Origin of the sequence: Planococcus sp. MSAK28401, assembly GCF_018283455.1 — a bacterium.
In the GTDB taxonomy this organism is placed as follows: domain Bacteria; phylum Bacillota; class Bacilli; order Bacillales_A; family Planococcaceae; genus Planococcus; species Planococcus alpniumensis.
The window spans coordinates 728,442-748,655 of sequence record NZ_JAAMTH010000001.1 but is presented as its reverse complement, the minus strand read 5'-3'; the positions used below and the strand labels follow the sequence as shown (position 1 = coordinate 748,655).

Sequence of the window (20,214 nt, the reverse complement as noted above, 5' to 3'; positions counted from 1 at the left end):
CCTTTCTGTTTGGGCCAATTAATAAGCATCCCGGTCAACAATCAGCGTAACATTTTGATGCTTCCACAAAAAAGAAGCAGGAAAAGCTTCGCTGATTTCTCGATCAAGCAAGCGCTTTACAGCTTCCGCCTTTTTTTTGCCAGAAGCCAGCACAAGAATTTCCTTGCTTTTTAGAATCGAGGCAATCCCTAAAGTGATTGCATGTGTGGGCACTTCATCAGCCGATTTGAAAAAACGCGCATTGTTCGCCCGCGTCGACTCATCGAGTTTCACGCAATGAGTCAAGCTATGTTCTGGAGTTCCCGGTTCATTGAACCCGATATGCCCATTCGTCCCCATGCCTAATATCTGCAGATGCGGCGGCCCGATACGATCCAGAAGGGCTTCGTAACGGCGGCATTCCGCTTCGACCGGACGGGCAATTCCGTCGGGCAGATGGACATTTTCCAAAGGGATATCGAGCTGGTTAAATAACTTTTCGCACATAAACGCATAATAGCTATTCGGATGATCTTTGCTCAAGCCTCTGTATTCATCCAAATTGATAGTCTGGACATGTTTATAGGAAACTCCCCGTTTTTTGTATCCTTCAATCATATTCTCATAAAGGCCAAGCGGCGTGGATCCTGTGGCCAGCCCCAATACCATCTCGCTGTTTTCTGAAATTTGCTGTTCTACCAGTTGTGCGGCTTTCTCGCTCATTGCATTGTAATTTTCGACTATAATTATCTTCATTGCAACTCATCCTTTGCAAATGCGATATTTCCTCTGCAAATCGTGAGCAGGACGTTCGCGTCGCCATCTAAAATGACCAGGTCTGCATCTTTCCCCGTCGCGATAACGCCTTTATTTTCAAGGCCCAACTGTATGGCGGCATTGGCAGAAGTCATCGCTGCAAGCTCCGGCCATGTGCAATGGGTGATCGCTTTTACATTTTTCGCTGCAGTTTCCATCGTCAAGATGCTGCCGGCCAGCGCGCCATTTGGCAAGCGGGCATCCCGCTCACTCACTTGTACGTCCTGTCCCCCTAAATCATAAGTTCCCGGCACGAGACCTTTAGCCCGCATAGCATCCGTGATGAGAATTAAGCGGCTTGCGCCTATTTGCTGGTAAGCCAAGCGGACGGATTGCTGATGGCTGTGGACAAAATCCGCAATCAGCTCCACCGCCAAACCTTCTTCCAGAAAAGCAGCCCCGACCACTCCCGGATTCCTGTGATGGAACGGGCTCATCTGATTGTACAAGTGAGTGACTTGTTTCGCTCCCGCTGCTATCGCTTCTTGGACTTTTTCGAAGCTGGCGTTCGAATGCCCGATTGAGGCCACAACTCCATTCGCTGATAGCGTTCTGATGAATTCCATATTGGGATCTGCCTCAGGAGCAATAGTGATTTGCTTGATGCGCTTGCCGCTCAATTCCTGCCATTTTTCGAATAAAGAAAGCGACGGGGCCATAATATATTCTAGCGGCTGTGCCCCCGCCATCTCCGGAGAAATGAACGGCCCTTCTAAGTGCACGCCGAGCATTTCTGCCTGCTGTTCATCGGCTTGAAAAGCACTGGCGGTTTGCAGAGCTTTCGAAATGGCTTCATCTGACTGCGTCATCGTGGTCGCCAGAAAACTGGTTGTCCCTTCCCGCGGGAGCGAACTAGCTAATCCATTCAATGCCTCCGATGTCGCATCCATCGTATCAAAGCCTGAAGACCCGTGAATATGGACATCAATAAATCCTGGCATGACAACCCAATTTTCCCCATTTCCATCGATGTGGAAATCTGCTTCCCGGGATAGGCTTTCTCCGATCTCCGCTATTTTGCCGCCTTCCAAAAAGAGATCTGCTATTCGGCTTTCGGTTTTCGCATTGGCGATGGCCACATTTGAAATCAATATTGTTTTATTCAAAATCAGCACTCCTTACGAAAAGCCGGGAAAATCATCACTGACATCCCCGGCTTTTGCTTCTTTAAGTTATTTAATTTTCAAGATAGACGCCGTTCCTTGCTGCTGGAATCCGTTTTTTAACATATCCAGTTTTTGGCCTGTTAAATTAGTGAAAACAATTGGTGTAACGATAGAAGGCGCATTGGCTTGCAAAAAGGCCAAATCGAGTTTCAATAAAGCGTCTCCCCGTTGGACAAGCTGCCCTTGCTCGACCAGCGATTCAAATCCTTCGCCGTTCAGCTTGACTGTATCCAGCCCGACATGGATCAATATTTCCACTCCCGTGTCAGTCTCAATTCCAAGGGCATGCTTGGTCGGGAATACAGTAACCAACCTTCCGTCAACCGGTGAATAGACAATACTGCCCGAAGGCTTGATGCCAAACCCTGGCCCCATCATTTCTTTTGCAAAAGCATCATCCGGGACTTCTGATAAAGGAACGATTTCCCCTTCGATCGGCATAACGAAATCTTCAGCTAAAATTTCTTTTGTCATTTCTTGGCCAGCCGGTGCGTCTTCTAGAACTTGATCCGTGTTTTCCGGAGCAGGATTGCCATCTGCCAACCGTTGCTTCATCGCATCTCCCAAGAATTCCACTGCAGTTCCGATAACGACTTGAACATTGGTTTTGTTCACTTTCATAACACCCATTGCGCCGTGGCGTTTCAAATCTTTTTCGTTCACTTCCCCAGCATCTTTCACCGTCACTCGAAGACGCGTTGTACAATAATCCACTGACGTGAGATTGTCGCTTCCGCCAAGTGCTTCAATCGTGTGGTAAGCTCTTACATCAATTTTATCATCTCCGGAATAAGCATTCCCGTCTTCTGCATCTTCATCTTCACGGCCGGGAGTTTTCAAATCGAATTTTATGATCATGAAATAAAAGACCGTAAAGTAAACAATTCCTGTAACGAGCCCCATGACGAGAAGAAGGAGCGGATTTTCCGCCAAACCATAATTCAGCACATAGTCGATGGCGCCCGCTGAAAAGCCAAACCCGTGCCGGATGTCCAGCGCATAGGCGACCATCATGGAGACTCCTGTCAGCAATGCATGAATGACATACAATATCGGAGACAAGAACATGAAAGAAAATTCAATTGGCTCTGTAATCCCTGTTAGGAAAGAAGTAAATCCAATACTGAAAAGCATGCCGCCCACTGCTGCCTTACGCTCTTTTTTCGCAGCCATATACATGGCAAGGCAAGCAGCCGGAAGCCCGAACATCATGACCGGGAAAAATCCGGAAAGGAAAGGCCCGGCTGTCGGGTCGCCTTTTAGGAAGCGGTTGATTTCCCCGCGTATCACTTCGCCGTTGGCATCCGTGAAAGTACCAAAATCGAACCAAACAACTGTATTGATGACATGATGCAAACCGGTCGGCAATAACAGGCGGTTTAAGAACCCATAGGAACCAACCCCAAACATCCCTGCATTTAAGATCCACGCCCCGGCCGCGTCAATTCCTTCTTGAACCGGTGGCCATAAATAACCGAGTGCGCCGGCAATTATGGTCATGGTGGCCGCCGTAATAATCGGCACAAAGCGCCTGCCTCCAAAGAAAGCCAGCCAGCTCGGCAGTTTCACATCATAAAACTTGTTATACAGCAGCCCGCCAACGATTCCTGAGAGAATACCGGCGAAAACGCCCATATTTATGGATTCGTTGATGGTGACAATGGCTGAAGTTAAAACTAAATAAGCGATGGCCCCGGCAAGTGCCGCTCCGCCATTTCCATCATGGGCCAGCCCCATGGCAATACCGATGGCAAAAATAATCGCCAAGTTATCAATGATCCCAGCGCCCGCTGCCGATAGAAACGGAATCCCGAGCAAATCGTCCTGCCCAAAACGCAACAGCAATGCGGCAGCCGGAAGTGTCGCGATCGGAAACATCAATGATTTACCAATTTTCTGCAGAAAACCAAACATTTTATTCCACCCCTTTATGTATTCTTGCTTTTTACTATAGAGTTAATTTGTATAGTTGTCTATACCAATTAAAGTATTAATCAAAGAAATGTATTCGCTTTCATATCAGTGATCAGTACGATGAAAAACCGTGTATCCTTGCTAAAATTGTGTCACGCACAGGGACGCAATCAACCACTCCCACCATAAAAACCTACTCCTACCGCCATTCTTCCTCGCTCGAATCGCTCGAATTGTGCCGTGCACAGGGACGCCACTTGCGCAAAAAAAAAGAGCCTCCTATGAGACTCTTTTCGCTCCGTCTATTTCCCCGGAATATCGAAATACTCTTCAAGTGTTTTTCCACTAGCCTTGATTTTGGTAGCGTTGGCCTCCCCGATGTAACGGAAGTGCCATGGCTCAAACATGTAACCCGTGATGTCTTCCTTGCCTTTTTGGTAGCGCAAGTGGAAACCATATTTATGAGCGTTTGAAGCCAGCCATTTTCCTTCTTTAGTGTTTGCAAACGACTCTTCAAACCAATGAGCTTGATTAACTCCGCCTAAATCGAAGGCCAGTCCAGTCTGATGTTCAGAATGTCCAGGACGTGCGCTGAAGCGATCTGCTTTTGCTTTGCCATGCTTTTTCACATAGTTATTATACAGGGTGTTTTGATACCAATAAGAACGGTATGAACTCGTGTTCTTTAATGTAACGCTCTGTTTTTTTGCATCAGCAATCATAGCATCCAATGCTTTTTTCGCCGTAGCATTTATTCCTGGATTGTAAGTTGAAGGCAATGCATACTTTTTATTCACAATCAAAATGTCTTCTACATATTTGCCCGGTGTGTCCGTCGAAGGAGCCGGGTATTTCGATGGTTCTGCTGCTCCGATTTTTGCTAGGTAGCCGGAATGAACATAGCCCGTTTTCGTGCCGTACTTCACTTTATACCAAATACCGCTCTTCGAAATATACGAAACTTTTCCGTTTTTAGGAATCTGCAACACAATTTCGTGTTTGGTCGAAGCCCCGGTACGGAGGTTGAGGTTACTTTTCGCAAAATGGGTTGCCGGGATTTCTTTTGGTGTCTCTGGTGCGACTGTCTCGATTTTTGTTAGGTAATCCGAGTGAACATAACCCGTGTTCGTACCATACTTCACTTTGTACCAAATGCCGCTTTTTGAGATATACGAAACTTTTCCGTTTTTAGGAATCTGCAACATAATTTCGTGTTTGGTCGAAGCCCCGGTACGGAGGTTGACGTTACTTTTCGCAAAATGGGTCGCCGAGGTTTCTTTTGGTGTTTCTGGTGCGACTGTTTCGATTTTCGTTATGTAGTCGGAATGAACATAACCCGTGGTCGTGCCATACTTCACTTTGTACCAAATACCGCTTCCCGAGATGTACTCAATTTTTCCACCCTTAGGAATTTGCAAAATGATCTTGTCCTTTAATGAACCGCCACTGCGAAGATTCAAATTCCCTTTCGCCACATGCGTGGCTGTCGACGCCTCTGCTTGAATCAGGCCGAATTCGATATTGCTAAAAGCATTGCCCGTTGGCACGATGGAAATAGCCAATGTGAGTACTGCTGTTGAGATAACCGCTTTTGTTGTCATTTTGTTTTTCGTCATAAAAACCAACTCCATCTTCTTTTGCTGTATCTTTATTACACATAAAAATCAGGTCGCATATCTTTGGGCACCAGGATACAAGCTTTTCGCTACGTCCATGATCATACCATCCAGATCAACTGCCTTCCACGGATAGTCATTCGAGCCATTCACTTCGACTGTGGCTGGTGTCGCTGTGTCTGCAACTGCTGCTTTACTTGCTACCGCTTATTCTTGTGCTACTCCCTCTTCTTGCCTTATTTCTTCTGAGGTGCTTTCTTCTCGAATCAGCTGCCTGTTTTCAGCTCCGCTTTAACGAACTAAATTGTGCCTTGCACAGGGGCTATTTCACACCCAAATCCACTACCTATGCATTTTCCGCTGCTTAAATTGTGTGATGCACAGGGACAAGCGACGAAATCAAACAAAAACCGGCCCATTTCCCGTGTGAATTGTGTCACGCACAGGGACGCAACCAACCACCCGCCCCCCGTAAATCCATTCCCGCCGCCATTTCCACCCACTCCTCGTCGCCCGAATTGTGCCGTGCACAGGGACACTCACGCACCAAACTTGTTTTCACATGCCCTTTTCCTGTATAACTTGAATTATGCTTAGCGCGTCAAGGCGTTTTTTTTGAATGGAGGAAATCATGGAACAGCTATTGACCATTGAGAAAGTATTGAATAACAACGTCGTGATCGCCCGCCATGATGTCTATAAGGAAGTTGTCTTGATCGGAAACGGCCTTGGCTTCAACCGGAAAAAAGGCGATGTCATTTCCTTTGATCATGCCGATAAGACCTTCCTGTTAAAAGATGAGGCGGAGAAGGAACAATACGTCAACTTGATCCCTTATATCGATGAAGACTTGATCGCGTTTATCAATGATCAACTATTATATATCGAAGAACAGATGGGCACCGAGTTGAATGAACACATTCACGTGGCGCTGACGGATCATTTGTCTTTTGCCATCAAGCGCATCCAGCAAAACATGCAGTTCTCTAACTCCTTCCTGTTTGAAATCGAGTCTTTGTATCCGAAAGAATACCAAGTGGCAAAAGGTGTCGTGAAAGAGTTTGAACGCCAGCTGGGCATCGTGTTTCCGGAAGGCGAGATCGGTTTTATCGCACTCCACATCCATAGTGCCGTGACTGACAAATCCTTGCGCGACATGAACCGCGACCACGCACTCATCTCACGCCTGACAGAATTGATCGAAGATGGGTTGAAAGTCGACATCAGCAAAGACAATGTGAATTACCATCGCTTGATTCAGCATTTGCACCGGGCGATCGACCGCATCCATCACGGGGAATCGCTCGGTGATGAAAATAAACTCCAAGAGCTATTGAAAGCCGAATACCCCGTGTGCTATAATCTGGCTTGGAAGCTCATTAAAGTGATGCAAAACCAATTAAAAAAGCCTGTCGACGAAGCGGAAGTACTTTATCTGACGATTCATCTGCAGCGCTTGACCCATACAAACTGATTCATACGTGTTACTGATTCGATCAGGCATGAGTATGAAAAGGTACAACGGTTAATCTAGGGGATCTCTCCCCTTTTTTTACCGATGCCTTTTCCGCTCATGCCTTTTTTGTATGCTTTAGCTTCCGCCAAACACGCTCAATCCCGTTTGATCCGCAGTAAGTTTTACCAATAAAGGAGGAAATTTTATGTCTACTAATGTATTCGGTACATTGCAAAAAGTCGGGAAGGCATTGATGCTGCCTGTCGCACTCTTGCCTGCAGCAGGAATTTTGCTGGCATTCGGCACAAGCTTTTCACAAGACACATTTGTGGAAGCGGTACCATTCTTCGGCACCCCATGGGTCCAGTCATTGCTCTTTATCATGGCGGAAGCCGGCGGTGTCATCTTTGACAACTTGCCACTGCTCTTTGCGGTCGGTGTAGCGATTGGCTTAGCCGGCGGTGACGGCGTCGCAGGTCTTGCCGCGATCATCGGCTATTTGATCATGAACGTCACAATGAAAGCAGTCGGCGGCATCACAGAAGAGTTGGCCACTTCAGATCCTGCGTACGCCATGGTCCTCGGCATTCCAACCTTGCAGACCGGCGTCTTCGGCGGGATCATCGTCGGGATATTGGCCGCAGCGATGTACAATAAATTCTACAATATCAACTTGCCGCAATTTCTCGGCTTCTTCGCCGGAAAGCGCTTTGTTCCAATTATTACTGCATTCTCGGCATTGTTTCTCGGTGTCGCGATGTACCTTGTGTGGCCTTTTGCACAGAACGGCCTAAACACGCTCTCTTATTTCATCCTAGACACAAACCGCACACTTGCGGCGTTCGTCTTCGGCCTTGTCGAACGCTCGTTGATTCCTTTCGGGCTTCACCACATTTTCTACTCACCGTTCTGGTTTGAGTTCGGCACGTATACAAATGAAGCTGGCGAAATCATCCGCGGCGACCAGCGCATCTTTATTGAGCAATTGCGTGATGGAGTCGATTTCACAGCCGGCACGTTCATGACAGGAAAATATCCGTTTATGATGTTCGGCCTTCCAGCAGCAGCGCTTGCGATCTACCACTGCGCACGCCCTGAACGCAAGAAAGTTGTTGGCGGCATTATGGGTTCAGCTGCCCTCACTTCATTTTTGACAGGGATCACTGAACCGCTTGAATTCGCATTCCTTTTCGTAGCACCAGTATTGTTCGGGATCCACGCAGTATTCGCTGGACTGTCCTTTATGATCATGCACATTCTTGATGTTAAAATCGGCATGACTTTCTCCGGCGGCCTCATCGACTTCCTGCTGTTCGGCGTCATGCCGGGTAGAACGGAATGGTTCTGGGTTATCATTGTTGGTCTGTTCTTCGCCGTCATTTACTATTTCGGCTTCCGCTTCGCCATCACAAAATTCAATTTGATGACGCCAGGGCGTGAAGACGACGAAGCAGACGAAGACGACGATTCAGCCGTTGCCGGTGAATTGCCATACGAAATCCTGCAAGCAATGGGTGGCCAACAAAACATCACCCATCTCGATGCCTGCATTACCCGCCTGCGCGTCAGTGTAGAAGACAAGAGCGCAGTCGACAAAAACCGATTGAAAAAACTCGGTGCTTCCGGCGTCATGGAAGTCGGCAATAACATCCAAGCGATTTTCGGGCCGGTTTCCGACAATCTGCGCGGGCAAATGCAAGACATCATTAACGGCAAAACGCCGCGCACAAAACAAGATGTATCCCAGATCATCGACCAGGCAAAAGATGCTGGAGACGCACCGGTACGCCTCGGCACAGTTGATTTCGGCATCCCGATCACAGGCGATATCCTACCGATTACCGATGTACCGGACCAAGTCTTTTCCGGCAGAATGGTCGGCGACGGCTTTGCAATTAAACCGTCCGAAGGCAAAGTGTTCTCGCCAGTGAACGGAGAAGTCGTTACTTTGTTCCCGACGAAACACGCCATTGGCCTCAAAGCAGATGATGGCACTGAAATGCTCATCCATATCGGCATCGATACTGTCCATCTGAAAGGCGAAGGTTTCACTGCCCATGTTGAACAAGGCGACCTTGTCGAACAAGGACAATTATTGATGGAAATGGACCTCGCCTATATCGGCGAACACGCTCCTTCCATCATCACGCCAGTGGTATTCACGAGTCTCCAAGAAGGACAGCAAGTGAACATCAAAACATCCGGCCGAGTAGCCGCGAATACGAAAGACTTGATTGAGATCACAGCTGGAACTGAAGAAGTCTAACAGAACCTTCCTTACCAGCTTCAAACCCGGACCCGTGCGAATCTCTTCGCATCGGGCCGGGTTTTTTAAACTAATGAAGCTCACTCATTAAACCGTTTTGGAGGAATGAATCAATGAAACTACTGACCTTGAATTGCCATGCGTGGCACGAAGAAAATCAACTGGACAAGATTCGCCATTTGGCACAAGCCATCGCAGAAAAAGAATATGACGTCATCGCCTTACAGGAAGTCAACCAGTCGATCGACGAGCAACCAGAACATGTCATCAAGCACGATAATTACGCATGGGTCCTGCTTCAGGAAATGGAGCAACTCGGCGTTACGGGCTATTCGATGGTATGGGACTTTTCCCACCTCGTCTACGGGCGCTACGAAGAAGGGCTGGTGATCTTGACGCGCCACCCAGTCGCCGAGGAGCACAGCTTCTTCGTCAGCCAAAACACCGACAAAAATTCCCCGAAAACGCGGAAGATTGTCGGCGCAACCATCCATTACGAAGACCAGCCCTTCACGTTCTATTCCTGCCACACCGGCTGGTGGCACGACAGCGTAGAACCGTTCAAATTCCAGGCCGACCAGCTGCTTGGGCAAATGACCACAGACACCCCAGCCTTTCTGATGGGCGACTTCAATAACGACGCCTCACTTGACCAGCAAGGCTATGCTTACTTATTGGAAAATGGGCTGCACGACACGTACACATTGGCTGAGGAAAAAGACGCCGGCATCACCGTCAAAGGCAAAATCGCCGGCTGGAGCGACAACAAGCAAGACCTGCGCATCGACTTGATCCTCTCCACCGAACCCGTAACCGTCAAATCGTCGAAAGTCATATTCAACGGCGAGCACAAGCCGCTGGTGTCGGACCATTTCGGTGTGGAAGTTTATTTAGTAATAGATTAAAAAGATAGTGATGAATCGTTCCAGGCGGACGCTTTCGGGCCCACAGGATGTGGGTCATGCAGCTGGCGCGACAGGACGTCGCGATGCCAGCTGCCAGGGCATGGCTTCAGCCGCTTCCCTCGCTTACGCTCAGTCCAGGGTCTTCAGCTCATGTCGCTCCGTCGCGCTGCTCCGTCACTGCTCCCTTAGGAAGCGAATCGTGCCTGACACGATTCGTTTGCGACGCAGTAGCGCAGCGATGTGGGAGCACATCTTTGCCCTTCGCCGCCTTCCACTTTTTCATCTGGACTGTTCAATAGATATGAAACAAAATAGTAGGAGTATCCGGAAATTGCACTGCCTAAGGCTCAGTCAAGAAACAGTTCCAGAGTGATTTTGAGTAATGGCACTAAATGAATTTCATAAGTTCATTTTAAATAAAAAAACCGCTCTTCCCTCCACATATACTGGACGGGAAAAGCGGTTTTTTTGTTGACTATTTTCATTAAAGCAACAGCTTGGTCACTTGCCGAGAGATCTCGTGCGTGTTGATTGGGGACTCTATTTGGCCTTTGTGTACGCAACGGGTAAATTCATCGAGTTCGTAATACATGGTATCGAACTCGTGCGGGACGGAAATGTCTTCGGTTGTGCCGTCGCGGTATTTGATCAGCACGTGTTTCGGGTCGCTGATTCTATCGATTTCAACGACGCCGTTTTCCCCTTGAATTTCACTTGGCAAATACGAATCCGAAATCTTCGAGTACATAATGATCGCTTCGCATTCGCCGTAATCGAGAATCATGCTACCTTGCCCTTCCGCACCGGTCGACAACAGGTAGCGGTTACGCAATACGTCATCCGGTTCGCCTGCCAAATGGACGAGCGGCGCCAACCCGTAAACACCGAGATCCGTTTTCGCGCCGTTGCCGAGTTCCGGCTTGAACGCATTTTCGATGATCCCTTCTTTGTATTTATCGTAGCGGGACGAGTACTGGTTGTAATGGAATACGTAGCGGCGAACCGGACCGATTTTATGCAGCTCTTCTTTCAGCCGCAGGAAAGTCGGCGTCACGGTCGACTTCATCGCTTCCATATAAGTCATGCCGGTTTCTTTTGAAGTCGCAATGACTCGGTCCATCTCGTCCAGGCTGACAACAGCTGGCTTTTCACATAGCACGTGCACGCCGTGTTGCATCGCGAGCAGGCTTTGTTCAGCGTGAAACGCATTCGGCGAAGCGATATAGACCGCATCAATTCCGCTTTCTTCGAACATTTTTTTCATGTCCGTATAAACCGCTTCCACTCCGTATTTCTCTGCAAACGCGCGGCCGGTCTCTTCCGTTCTCGAATACACTGCGCCGATGCGGAAATCCGGGTGTTGCTTCGCTGCTTTGATAAATCGATCGGTGATCCAATTCGTTCCAATGATTCCAAAATTCATGGTTGGTTCCCTCTTCTCTTTAAGTACTTGCTTCAAGCATAATGCAATCACGCCCATGTGTCACATGACATCAAATCCCGCCAATGTTTCGACTGAACATTTCATTTTACTTTTATCTTAAGATAATGAATTTAAAGATTTTCTGGACGTGTACATGAAGCAATAAAAAGTGTTTAGTCCTCAAAACCCATTGGGTCCGCTTTCACTTTCACTCGCCTTATCAACTATCTATCGGTTTGCTATAAATAAATAGAAATATTAGTTTTTTCGAAATATTATAGTCGATTCTCCCCGAAAGATGCTATCATGTGTATACGATATATCACTGACATCAGGAGGACGACGCATATGATAACATTTTTCGCAGCACTTGCACTTTTGATATTGGGATACATATTTTATTCGAAATTTATCGAAAAGGTATTCGTCGTTGACGACAAAACTCCAACGCCCGCCTACGCACAGGCCGATAATATTGACTATGTGCCGATGAGCTGGTGGAAAGGCAATTTGATCCAACTGCTGAACATCGCAGGGCTCGGCCCGATCTACGGAGCGGTAGCGGGCGCATTGTACGGACCGGTCGCTTTCATCTGGATCGTCGTAGGCTGCATTTTTGCAGGCGGCGTACACGATTATTTTTCCGGCATGATGTCGATGCGCCACGGCGGAGCGCAATTCCCCACTCTCGTCGGGCGTTATTTAGGAAAGAACGCCAAAGTCTTCATCAACGGTCTCTCGCTCGTATTGATGCTGCTCGTAGCGGCCGCTTTCACTGCAGGTCCCGCTCAATTGATCGCACAAATTACGCCGATCTCCTTTATCGCGGCGCTTGCCCTTATTTTTGCTTATTTCGTTCTCGCAACCATCTTGCCGATCAACCGCATCATCGGCCGTATCTACCCGCTACTCGGCGGCATCCTGTTGTTCATGGCCATCGCAGTAGCTGTGGCACTCGTGTTCTCAGGCAAACCGATGCCGAACTTGACCTTCAGCAATTTGCATCCAGGCGAATTGCCGATCTGGCCGCTATTGATGGTTACCGTTTCTTGCGGTGCGATCTCCGGCTTCCATAGCACGCAAAGCCCGATCATTGCCCGCACGATGAAAAAAGAAACTGACGGCCGTAAAATCTTCTACGGCGCCATGGTCATCGAAGGCATCATCGCATTGATCTGGGCGGCGGCTGGCATGACCTTCTTCAACGGAACTGAAGGACTTGGCGCAGCGCTTGCAGCTGGAGGACCATCCGGCGTGGTCAATGAAATCTCGATCTCGCTCCTTGGCACACTCGGCGGCATCCTCGCGATCTTCGGCGTCATCATCTTGCCGATCACGACAGGCGATACCGCACTTCGCTCATCGCGCATGATCTTGGCTGATTTATTGTCGAAGTTCACCAAAACTGACGGCACCTTGCGTATCCTGTTAATCACCGTCCCACTCGCCATCCCGACGTTCTACATGGCAACGATCGACTATACATTCTTGTGGAGATACGTCGGCTGGACCAACCAAGTCGTCGCGACCTTCATGCTGTGGACAGCGACGATGTATTTGCTCAAGAACTACAAAATGCACTGGATCAGCGGCGTGCCGGCCATGTTCATGACAGGCGTCGTCTCCATGTACATCTTCTACGCACCGGAAGGCTTGAACATGGAATACCACATCGCCGCCATGATCGGCTCGGTCATCACTTTGGCTGTTGCTCTCTGGTATATCGCGCAGATAATTAAGTACCGCGCTGCGAAGCAAGTGGATTCGGAAGTTGAAACGGTTTAAATGAAAAAGATGAGCCCTGGCAAAATTGCCGGGGCTCATCTTTTTATATTCCGTATTTCTTGCAAACTTCCATATAATTCATATGAAAATTATTTCATAAAATGATGACCTTTATTTGCAGCAATTTTTCGTATCGCAAAATTATTATCATTCTTTGCAATTTCATAAATGGTTCTTCCTACTTCAGCATCCAAGTCAGCAATAAAATCAATTTTATGTGCAATTTGACTTTTTACTATAGCATTGTCTCTATTCATAACGCCCACTAGATTTTGACTAATTATTTTCCTATACTTTTTTCTTTCCATCAATTTAATTAGTATTTGTATATTATACCATCTGACATCAATATCATCAGAGTTAACCCACAGTAGTGAACATTGCATAAACAAGCTTTCTAAGTTTTGTTTTACAGGCAATTTTTTATAATTATAAAGGAACCGATTAATTATTTTACAACCTTCTATTTGCCTTCCCGCTTCATTGAAAGTTGATATAACCTCTAGAATTCCGTTAAATTTTTTCTTACCTAAACATTCTAACAATACAAAATGCGCGAAAACTAAAGTTGTACTGTCGGTGTAACTTATCATTGACTCTTGCGCAGATTCATAATCCTCGTAATTTATTATTCGATCAACTATCACTTTATTTCTCTCAATAATATTTGTATCAAATCTAGTCAAAAATATCGCCAGACAATAAGCTTTTAGTTTATCCTCAACTAATTGATTATTAGTAATAATACTGTTTGCTGTTGCTATGAACAGTTCATCAATTACTTCAGTTTTAATCATTCCATCCGACTCTTTTAAAATAATTTCTGTTTGAACGTATGGATCATTAGTGTAACCGTGATAAATACCGTTTTTACCTTGGTGGATATTTCTATTTTTTATTTCTTCAATTCTAGACTCAATAAGTGATTGGCTAGATTCTTTATCTTCATATTTTTCGAACGTGTATTCTGTCAAATAAAATTCTGGCCATTCTTTTTGAATGAAAGCTTCCATCTCTTGTCGCATCTCATAACTTTCATTCTTCAATAATACAAAGATTGATTGTACTCTCCTTATTTCATTAAAATCAGTGTTATTAGTTAAATGGTTAATAAGAACTTGTATTAACTTATTTGAATTATCCACGTTTACCAATCTGTAATCGACATAGTTTTCGGATAGTAATTTTAGCACATCATCGTAATAACGTTTTTTTGATGAATCTAAAATACTCAATCCAAAATCGACTATGTAATCATCTTCAATTCGACCATTAATTCTTTTTATGCAACGGAATATATATGATTGCAATGAAACCATACTATTTTCTTCAATAACCCAAGACCTTATTTTCGATTTAAGAGAATTCCAATATTGAATAAAATCAGCATCACTTAAATAATAGCCAATTTCAGACATAGAAATCAGGTTTGCTTTAAACTGGTTCTGAGTTAATTTAGCATTATTGGAAAATTCGTATACATCTTTCGCATCTTCTTCATTCATTTTTTCCATCATTTCCGCAAAATTTCTTGTGATTTGAGTTACTTTTTTATAATCCAGAGTAACAATAGTGGTTTTCAAAAGCAACATTACAGAAGGCCAGTAATCTGTAAATTTACTTAATTGATATGATAGTTTTTGAATCAATGAGTATATTCTAGTTACATGAGTAAAGGAACCAAATAACATAGCTTGATAGTAAATATCAGCAATTAAATTACTTAGGAAAAAGAGGTTACCATAAGAAGACCAACTAGAATAGGATCTCATTTCGTTTTTTTGTCTTTCCTTTTCTATCCATTCCATAAGATTTTTTTCTTTTCTATCAATTAAGGGATAATATAATTCTTCTAGCCGATTTTCCAATTCCTTTTGACTAGCCGATTCAAAGATATATTCATTTTTGGTTTCAGCAATACTATTTTCTCTATTTCTCAAATCAATTAATATATCTTGAATAAGCCATTCAGCAATTTCGCCATTAAGTGATTTAGCCATATCAAAAGCTTCTTTAAGTAATTTGAGAGATTCATCATATTGTTTTAATAAATATTTTTGATGTGATAACCATCTCTTTTCCACTACTTTGTAGTATGCATCTGGTAATTGTAATTTTAGGTTATCGAGAAAAAGGGTCATATTAAAACTTTCAATACTCTCGTTCTCAAAAATTATTGACAAAAATTTAGAACAATAATAATCAAAATCTTTTTCTTCAAAGTTCTTCTGCTTTGTACCGAAAAGTAAATACGAGAAATAATTCCGACACACTGCATTAGATAGCCGTTCTTTATCTAAAAGTAAAGAGGGGTTTGTGTTTATTTTTTCCGACTGTGCTGCTGATTTCGACTCCGAATTTAAAGCTTCTCTTGTGCTAGCAAAAGTTTCATCCATTATATTGCTTGTTTCATTGATTTGTTTATTCATTTGCTTATATGTAAGTAATACATCGCTTAGTAAATGTGTCGCACAATTTTCAATGAACTCACTAAACGAATTTATTATACTGAATTTAGGTTGAGTTGACTGCTGCAAATCGATTTGAGTTTGTGTTTTTTTCTTTTCATCGCTTTGACAAAAGTAATAGAGGGAAGGTATTTTATATTTTTTAACAGTGTCAATCTCTACTTGAACGCCAAGTGGAACACCATCTTTATTGTCAATTAAAAACACACAAATATCACTTTCCTTTAAGCCCCACGTATAGTGATTTAAAGCTGAAGACGTTGATGGGCCTTCAGATTCAAATGAATATACTTCGAATAACCCGGTAGATTCTAAGGTTTCTTTTGCAGCAATTCTTGCTAACACATATTTTTGATCAGCAAGGGTTTCTCCAGTCTTCGAACTTATGAAGACTTTCAATTTATTTTTTTGCTTTCTCATATTTTCCTCCTCCGAATCAACCTATTTTGTGACATAATTGCACATTATCTTAAGTTCTATGTATTCGTACCTTTCAGTTGATAACATCTACTATTTTATCACGATGTTTGCCATTAAATCGATTTCTAGAAAAACACCTATAAAATTTCTACCAAAGAAAACACCTACATTATTTCATCTGCAGGTGAGAAAATAGAAGAAACACAGAAAATTTCAGTGGCCATCATTATTGTTAATGTTGATTATCGTTCATTCAAAAGCTTCTACTGTCCTATGCTTTTTAAAACTCCTCGTGAGTCGCCGGGTCTATATCGAACAGCCTGCCATCTGGGCGGAACAATCCGGCGATCGCCGTCATTTCGGTTTCGCTTAATTCAAAATCAAAAATATCCAGATTTTCGCGCTGACGCTTGGGCGAAGTCGAGCGCGGAATGGATACAGAACCGATTTGGTATTGCCAGCGCAGCAACACTTGAGGGATTGTTTTGTGATGGGTTTCCGCGATTTTGCTGACTGTGTCATTCGATTGGATACCGGTCGCTCTCGCTATCGGGCTCCATGAGTGCGTTTGAATGCCGGGTTCCGTGTGCGCTCTCCGCTGGTCTTCCTGGTTGAAGAGTGGATGCAACTCTACTTGGTTCAAGCTCGGTGTCACCTCGGTTTCCTTTATAGTGCGCTCGAGATGCTCAGGCAGGAAGTTGCTCGCGTCGATCGACCGGATCCCCCTATTTTTGCGCATCGTCAGCGCTTGCCATGCTTCCATGTATAAGTCTTGAGTCGGAAGCAGCCAGTGGATCACGTAGGGATCGAAATAATCCAGCTTCGAACGCTAGAGCGATTCCTGGATCACTACCATGGCTTTTTTTGTATTCATCATAACGCCTCGACAGCTTGGAGGTGATCTACAAATCCTCTCACGAAATGCCGCTGCATTTGATGCCTTCCCCGACTGCGCCTTCATTTTCGTAATTATACGCCGTGTCGATCAGGCGGTAACTTGCGTTAATCCCGCTGATTACCGAGTTCGCGCCGGCATTGCCCCCCATATGTACCGAGCCCGGTAACCGACAAGGTCGTTCCGTAGTTAAATGTCACTTCTGGAATTACTATATTCATCCACTTTCACTCCTCTCGATTTTATTTTCAGATTACTCTTACATTATCAGGAACTCAAACTATATGGATTAGCTTGGATGGTTCTGTCCCTGTGCACCACACACGGCCATCACCTTGGCTGTTGCCCAGTGGCATGTGGCGCAGATCATGAAGTACCGCGCTGCGAAGCAAGTGGATTCGGAAGTTGAAACGGTTTAAATGAAAAAAGACGAGCTCTGGCAGTTTTGCCGGGGCTCATCTTTTTCATTTATTCCAGGTTTTGTACGGCGTAGTCAGCTTCTTCTTGTGTAAACTGGCCGCCATAATCCGAAGTCAATTGATCGCGAATAGCTTCTTTGGACATGCTCATGCTTTCCTGATACGTTTTGGCCGATTCCAAAGCGTTCGCTTTCCAATCAGCATCTACATTGTCAATCGCGTATTGTGCAGCGTCTTCCGGGAACTGCCCGCCGTATTCAGAAGTCAATTGCTCGAACAAGCCGGCTTTCGACATATGCATGGTATCTGAATAGTTTTGTGCTTGATTCAATGCAGATTCAAACTCAGTCGATACTTCCGGCTCAGCTGGCTCTTCTTCGACCGGCTCTTCTGTTGCAGCTTCTTCTGTTGCCGGTGCTGTTTCTGTCGTGCCCTCAGTTTCCGTGGAATCTTCTCCGCCACCGACCAAAGCAACTAGTATGGCCATTAATACAAATAGGCCAATGATGCCGAGACAGCCAATCTTAAATACTTTTTTCATGATGCATCCCCCTTTAATTTCGAATGAATTTCACTCATTATTGCTTTTCCTGCTTTCCTCGAGCCTTATAATCCCGCTCAATTTCCTTTTTCCATTCCCGGTCAATCTTCTTCCCGGTCCGGAACGAACTCACCGCTTCACTCAACACTTGATAATTCAATTCCGTCCCTTCCGTATCCGCGTGGTAATCCACCGCAAAATCCTCGTCGACACCGAATTTCTTTGCCGTCGCGGCCGCGTCGATATTTGCACCGAGGAATATGAATTCCCAGCCTGCCGTCTTTTTCGAGGAGATCATTTCATGGATTTTCTTATACGTGTATTCACAGCTGGAGTTTTCCAGGCCATCTGTTGTAATGACAAACATCACTTGATCGGCCTGGTGCTTTTTCAATGTCCCTTTTTGCGCGTTGCTGATTTTCTGAATCGTCGAGCCGACCGCATCGAGCAAAGCCGTCATGCCACCTACTTCGTAATCACTATCCGTCATCGGCGAAATGCCTTCGAGCGAAATCCGGTCGTGCAGCAGCTCGTATTCGTGGTTGAACAGCACCGTCGTCACGCGGACCTCACCGGGAAGTTTTCGCTGCTTGTCGATCAAGGCATTAAAGCCGCCGATCGTATCTTTCTCGAGCCCCGCCATCGAGCCGCTTTTATCAAGAATAAACACCAATTCCGTCGTTTCATTTTTCATCATCGTTTCCTCCTTCGGGTTACTTGCTACTCCAAGGATACGATTTCCCCATAGAAAAAAGGTCGCTTCGAAAGCGACCTTTTATCACAGTGTTGAAGAAGCCTATTAAAAGGTTATAAATTATAATGGGATCATCTTTTTGGCATTCAAAAATTAATGAGCTATCTAAGTATTTGGAGAAGTGTTCGCTCGACTCCAGTGGATCAGCGAGACGACCGAGCCCCCGCAAGACGCAAGGCGGCTGAGGAGGCTTGGGCGCGAGCCCACGGAAAGCGAGCGATAAGCTTCGGAAAATACGACTTTCTGAAGTTTTTCGACAGACTAAAAAAGGTCGCTTCGAAAGCGACCTTTTACGAACCAAGAAGCGCTTCGTCAAATGCAAACAAGGCTTCATTGATTTCAAAAATATTGTATTGTTCACGCTCGATGAAATAATGGACGATCAAGTCGAATTTATGGCTGTTCGACAAGCGATAGCCGGCTGTCCCGAGCAGTTCTTCCGTCTCATCGAGATCCAGTTCGAGCGCGATCGCAAATGCGAGGATGGTCTTTTTCTTCGGCGTGTAGCCGGGGGAATTTCTGATTTTGGAAAACAGCTTTTTGTCGAGATTCGCCTTTTTATAGGTCTCGGCATCGGTCATGCCGCTGTCATCGATAAACCTGAACAGCCGCTGCGAGAAGGATTCGTCCACCTCTTCCAAAAACTCTTCTAGGCTCAATTGCTGCTCCACTATTTCGATTGGTGCAGACATCGGTATTTCCATTTCCCGCCGGTCTTGGTAACGGACAGCCTGTTCTTCCAAAACCGACGCTTCCTGTTCGTTGATGAATGTTTCGATCGATTCGTAAAGCTTCTGGCTGAGGCCAAACGACTGCTTGTCCAACACGACCAGATAGACGTCCATATCGTGCTCGTTCAGAAATTCATTGATTTCTTCCGTCGCGACCCGCAGCGCCGACTCTTTCGGATAGCCGAAGATGCCGGTCGAGATAAGCGGAAAAGCGATCGACTCACAGCCAAGCTCGATGGCAAGTTCCAGCGAGTTGCGGTAGCAATTGCGCAGCAACACTTCCTCGTTGCGCCCGCCGCCTTCCCACACCGGCCCGACCGTATGGATGATGTACTTCGCATTGAGTTCAAAGCCGTCAGTAGGCACCGCTTCCCCGACCGCACAATGGCCGACCCGGTCGCACGCTTTCTGCAGCTGCTTCGGACCCGCTGCCCGGAAAATCGCCCCGCACACACCGCCGCCCATCTTCAGATTGGAGTTTGCGGCATTGACGATGGCGTCGGTTGTCATTTTGGTGATGTCGTTGCGCACGATTTGCAGTGGCATGGGCTCATCCCTTTCTGTTTCTTGTCTCTTTTCATTCTACCACCCGTTGTGTCCCTGTGCGCCACACAATTCTGACCCCTGGATTCTTAAAAAAGATAGGTAGGGCAAGGGTTT

Annotated in this window: 15 protein-coding genes; 4 read left to right on the top strand and 11 right to left on the bottom strand. The window is 45.7% G+C overall.

All coding sequences use genetic code 11. The annotated features are described in order from the left end of the window. Positions 1-18: 18 nt before the first annotated feature. From nagB to G3255_RS03835, 4 genes are all read right to left on the bottom strand, one after another. Positions 19-735, bottom strand: a complete 717-nt coding sequence (nagB, locus tag G3255_RS03850; protein WP_211653368.1) for a glucosamine-6-phosphate deaminase — start codon at positions 733-735, stop codon at positions 19-21. Then, a complete protein-coding gene (gene nagA, locus G3255_RS03845; RefSeq protein ID WP_349291412.1) occupies positions 732-1,910 on the bottom strand; it encodes an N-acetylglucosamine-6-phosphate deacetylase in 1,179 nt (392 codons plus the stop codon). The genes nagB and nagA overlap by 4 nt, the downstream gene beginning before the upstream one ends. A gap of 57 nt (positions 1,911-1,967) precedes the next feature. Then, complete coding sequence (nagE, locus tag G3255_RS03840; RefSeq protein ID WP_211653366.1) at positions 1,968-3,875, bottom strand: N-acetylglucosamine-specific PTS transporter subunit IIBC; 1,908 nt, start codon at positions 3,873-3,875, stop codon at positions 1,968-1,970. Positions 3,876-4,177: 302 nt separating this feature from the next. Next, positions 4,178-5,491, bottom strand: coding sequence for a D-alanyl-D-alanine carboxypeptidase family protein (locus G3255_RS03835; protein ID WP_211653365.1), 1,314 nt, complete (start codon positions 5,489-5,491; stop codon positions 4,178-4,180). A 631-nt stretch (positions 5,492-6,122) separates the two neighbouring features. Between G3255_RS03835 and glcT the strand changes: the two genes are divergently transcribed. The 3 genes from glcT (at position 6,123) to G3255_RS03820 (ending at position 10,118) form a co-directional block, all read left to right on the top strand. Next, a complete protein-coding gene (glcT, locus tag G3255_RS03830; protein WP_211655752.1) occupies positions 6,123-6,965 on the top strand; it encodes a glucose PTS transporter transcription antiterminator GlcT in 843 nt (280 codons plus the stop codon). Positions 6,966-7,152: 187 nt separating this feature from the next. Next, positions 7,153-9,213 (top strand): glucose-specific PTS transporter subunit IIBC, encoded by a 2,061-nt coding sequence (gene ptsG / locus G3255_RS03825; protein ID WP_211653364.1) that lies wholly within the window; start codon positions 7,153-7,155, stop codon positions 9,211-9,213. A 113-nt stretch (positions 9,214-9,326) separates the two neighbouring features. Further along, the gene (locus tag G3255_RS03820) at positions 9,327-10,118 is read left to right on the top strand and encodes an endonuclease/exonuclease/phosphatase family protein (RefSeq protein ID WP_211653363.1); all 792 of its coding nucleotides are present in this window, start codon (positions 9,327-9,329) and stop codon (positions 10,116-10,118) included. A gap of 484 nt (positions 10,119-10,602) precedes the next feature. Here G3255_RS03820 and G3255_RS03815 read toward each other — a convergent pair whose 3' ends face one another. Next, on the bottom strand, positions 10,603-11,541 hold the full coding sequence (locus G3255_RS03815) for a Gfo/Idh/MocA family protein (RefSeq protein WP_211653362.1): 939 nt from the start codon (positions 11,539-11,541) through the stop codon (positions 10,603-10,605). Between the two features lie 348 nt (positions 11,542-11,889). On the opposite strand from G3255_RS03815, the gene G3255_RS03810 reads away from it, so the two are divergent. After that, positions 11,890-13,326, top strand: coding sequence for a carbon starvation CstA family protein (locus G3255_RS03810; RefSeq protein WP_211653361.1), 1,437 nt, complete (start codon positions 11,890-11,892; stop codon positions 13,324-13,326). A gap of 89 nt (positions 13,327-13,415) precedes the next feature. On the opposite strand, the gene G3255_RS03805 is transcribed toward G3255_RS03810, so the two are convergent. The 6 genes from G3255_RS03805 to G3255_RS03785 all read right to left on the bottom strand — a co-directional run bounded on the left by G3255_RS03805 (position 13,416) and on the right by G3255_RS03785 (position 20,100). Beyond that, a complete protein-coding gene (locus G3255_RS03805) occupies positions 13,416-16,214 on the bottom strand; it encodes a hypothetical protein (RefSeq protein ID WP_211653360.1) in 2,799 nt (932 codons plus the stop codon). Between the two features lie 280 nt (positions 16,215-16,494). Then, positions 16,495-16,977, bottom strand: coding sequence for an aldo/keto reductase (locus G3255_RS20370; RefSeq protein WP_442757069.1), 483 nt, complete (start codon positions 16,975-16,977; stop codon positions 16,495-16,497). A 151-nt stretch (positions 16,978-17,128) separates the two neighbouring features. Further along, a complete protein-coding gene (locus G3255_RS20365) occupies positions 17,129-17,260 on the bottom strand; it encodes a hypothetical protein (protein WP_442757068.1) in 132 nt (43 codons plus the stop codon). A gap of 317 nt (positions 17,261-17,577) precedes the next feature. Further along, positions 17,578-18,069 (bottom strand): Ltp family lipoprotein, encoded by a 492-nt coding sequence (locus G3255_RS03795; RefSeq protein ID WP_211653359.1) that lies wholly within the window; start codon positions 18,067-18,069, stop codon positions 17,578-17,580. A 37-nt stretch (positions 18,070-18,106) separates the two neighbouring features. Beyond that, positions 18,107-18,763, bottom strand: a complete 657-nt coding sequence (locus tag G3255_RS03790; RefSeq protein ID WP_211653358.1) for a vWA domain-containing protein — start codon at positions 18,761-18,763, stop codon at positions 18,107-18,109. 350 nt (positions 18,764-19,113) lie between these two features. Beyond that, complete coding sequence (locus tag G3255_RS03785; protein WP_211653357.1) at positions 19,114-20,100, bottom strand: macro domain-containing protein; 987 nt, start codon at positions 20,098-20,100, stop codon at positions 19,114-19,116. Between the last annotated feature and the right edge of the window lie 114 nt (positions 20,101-20,214).

Bases quoted from the DNA above. Each gene is read 5' to 3' on its own strand.
- nagB (WP_211653368.1), bottom strand. From the start codon at position 735: ATGAAGATAATTATAGTCGAAAATTACAATGCAATGAGCGAGAAAGCC.
- nagE (WP_211653366.1), bottom strand. From the start codon at position 3,875: ATGTTTGGTTTTCTGCAGAAAATTGGTAAATCATTGATGTTTCCGATC.
- G3255_RS03835 (WP_211653365.1), bottom strand. From the start codon at position 5,491: ATGACGAAAAACAAAATGACAACAAAAGCGGTTATCTCAACAGCAGTA.
- glcT (WP_211655752.1), top strand. From the start codon at position 6,123: ATGGAACAGCTATTGACCATTGAGAAAGTATTGAATAACAACGTCGTG.
- ptsG (WP_211653364.1), top strand. From the start codon at position 7,153: ATGTCTACTAATGTATTCGGTACATTGCAAAAAGTCGGGAAGGCATTG.
- G3255_RS03820 (WP_211653363.1), top strand. From the start codon at position 9,327: ATGAAACTACTGACCTTGAATTGCCATGCGTGGCACGAAGAAAATCAA.
- G3255_RS03815 (WP_211653362.1), bottom strand. From the start codon at position 11,541: ATGAATTTTGGAATCATTGGAACGAATTGGATCACCGATCGATTTATC.
- G3255_RS03810 (WP_211653361.1), top strand. From the start codon at position 11,890: ATGATAACATTTTTCGCAGCACTTGCACTTTTGATATTGGGATACATA.
- G3255_RS03805 (WP_211653360.1), bottom strand. From the start codon at position 16,214: ATGAGAAAGCAAAAAAATAAATTGAAAGTCTTCATAAGTTCGAAGACT.
- G3255_RS20370 (WP_442757069.1), bottom strand. From the start codon at position 16,977: ATGGAAGCATGGCAAGCGCTGACGATGCGCAAAAATAGGGGGATCCGG.
- G3255_RS20365 (WP_442757068.1), bottom strand. From the start codon at position 17,260: ATGGGGGGCAATGCCGGCGCGAACTCGGTAATCAGCGGGATTAACGCA.
- G3255_RS03795 (WP_211653359.1), bottom strand. From the start codon at position 18,069: ATGAAAAAAGTATTTAAGATTGGCTGTCTCGGCATCATTGGCCTATTT.
- G3255_RS03790 (WP_211653358.1), bottom strand. From the start codon at position 18,763: ATGAAAAATGAAACGACGGAATTGGTGTTTATTCTTGATAAAAGCGGC.
- G3255_RS03785 (WP_211653357.1), bottom strand. From the start codon at position 20,100: ATGCCACTGCAAATCGTGCGCAACGACATCACCAAAATGACAACCGAC.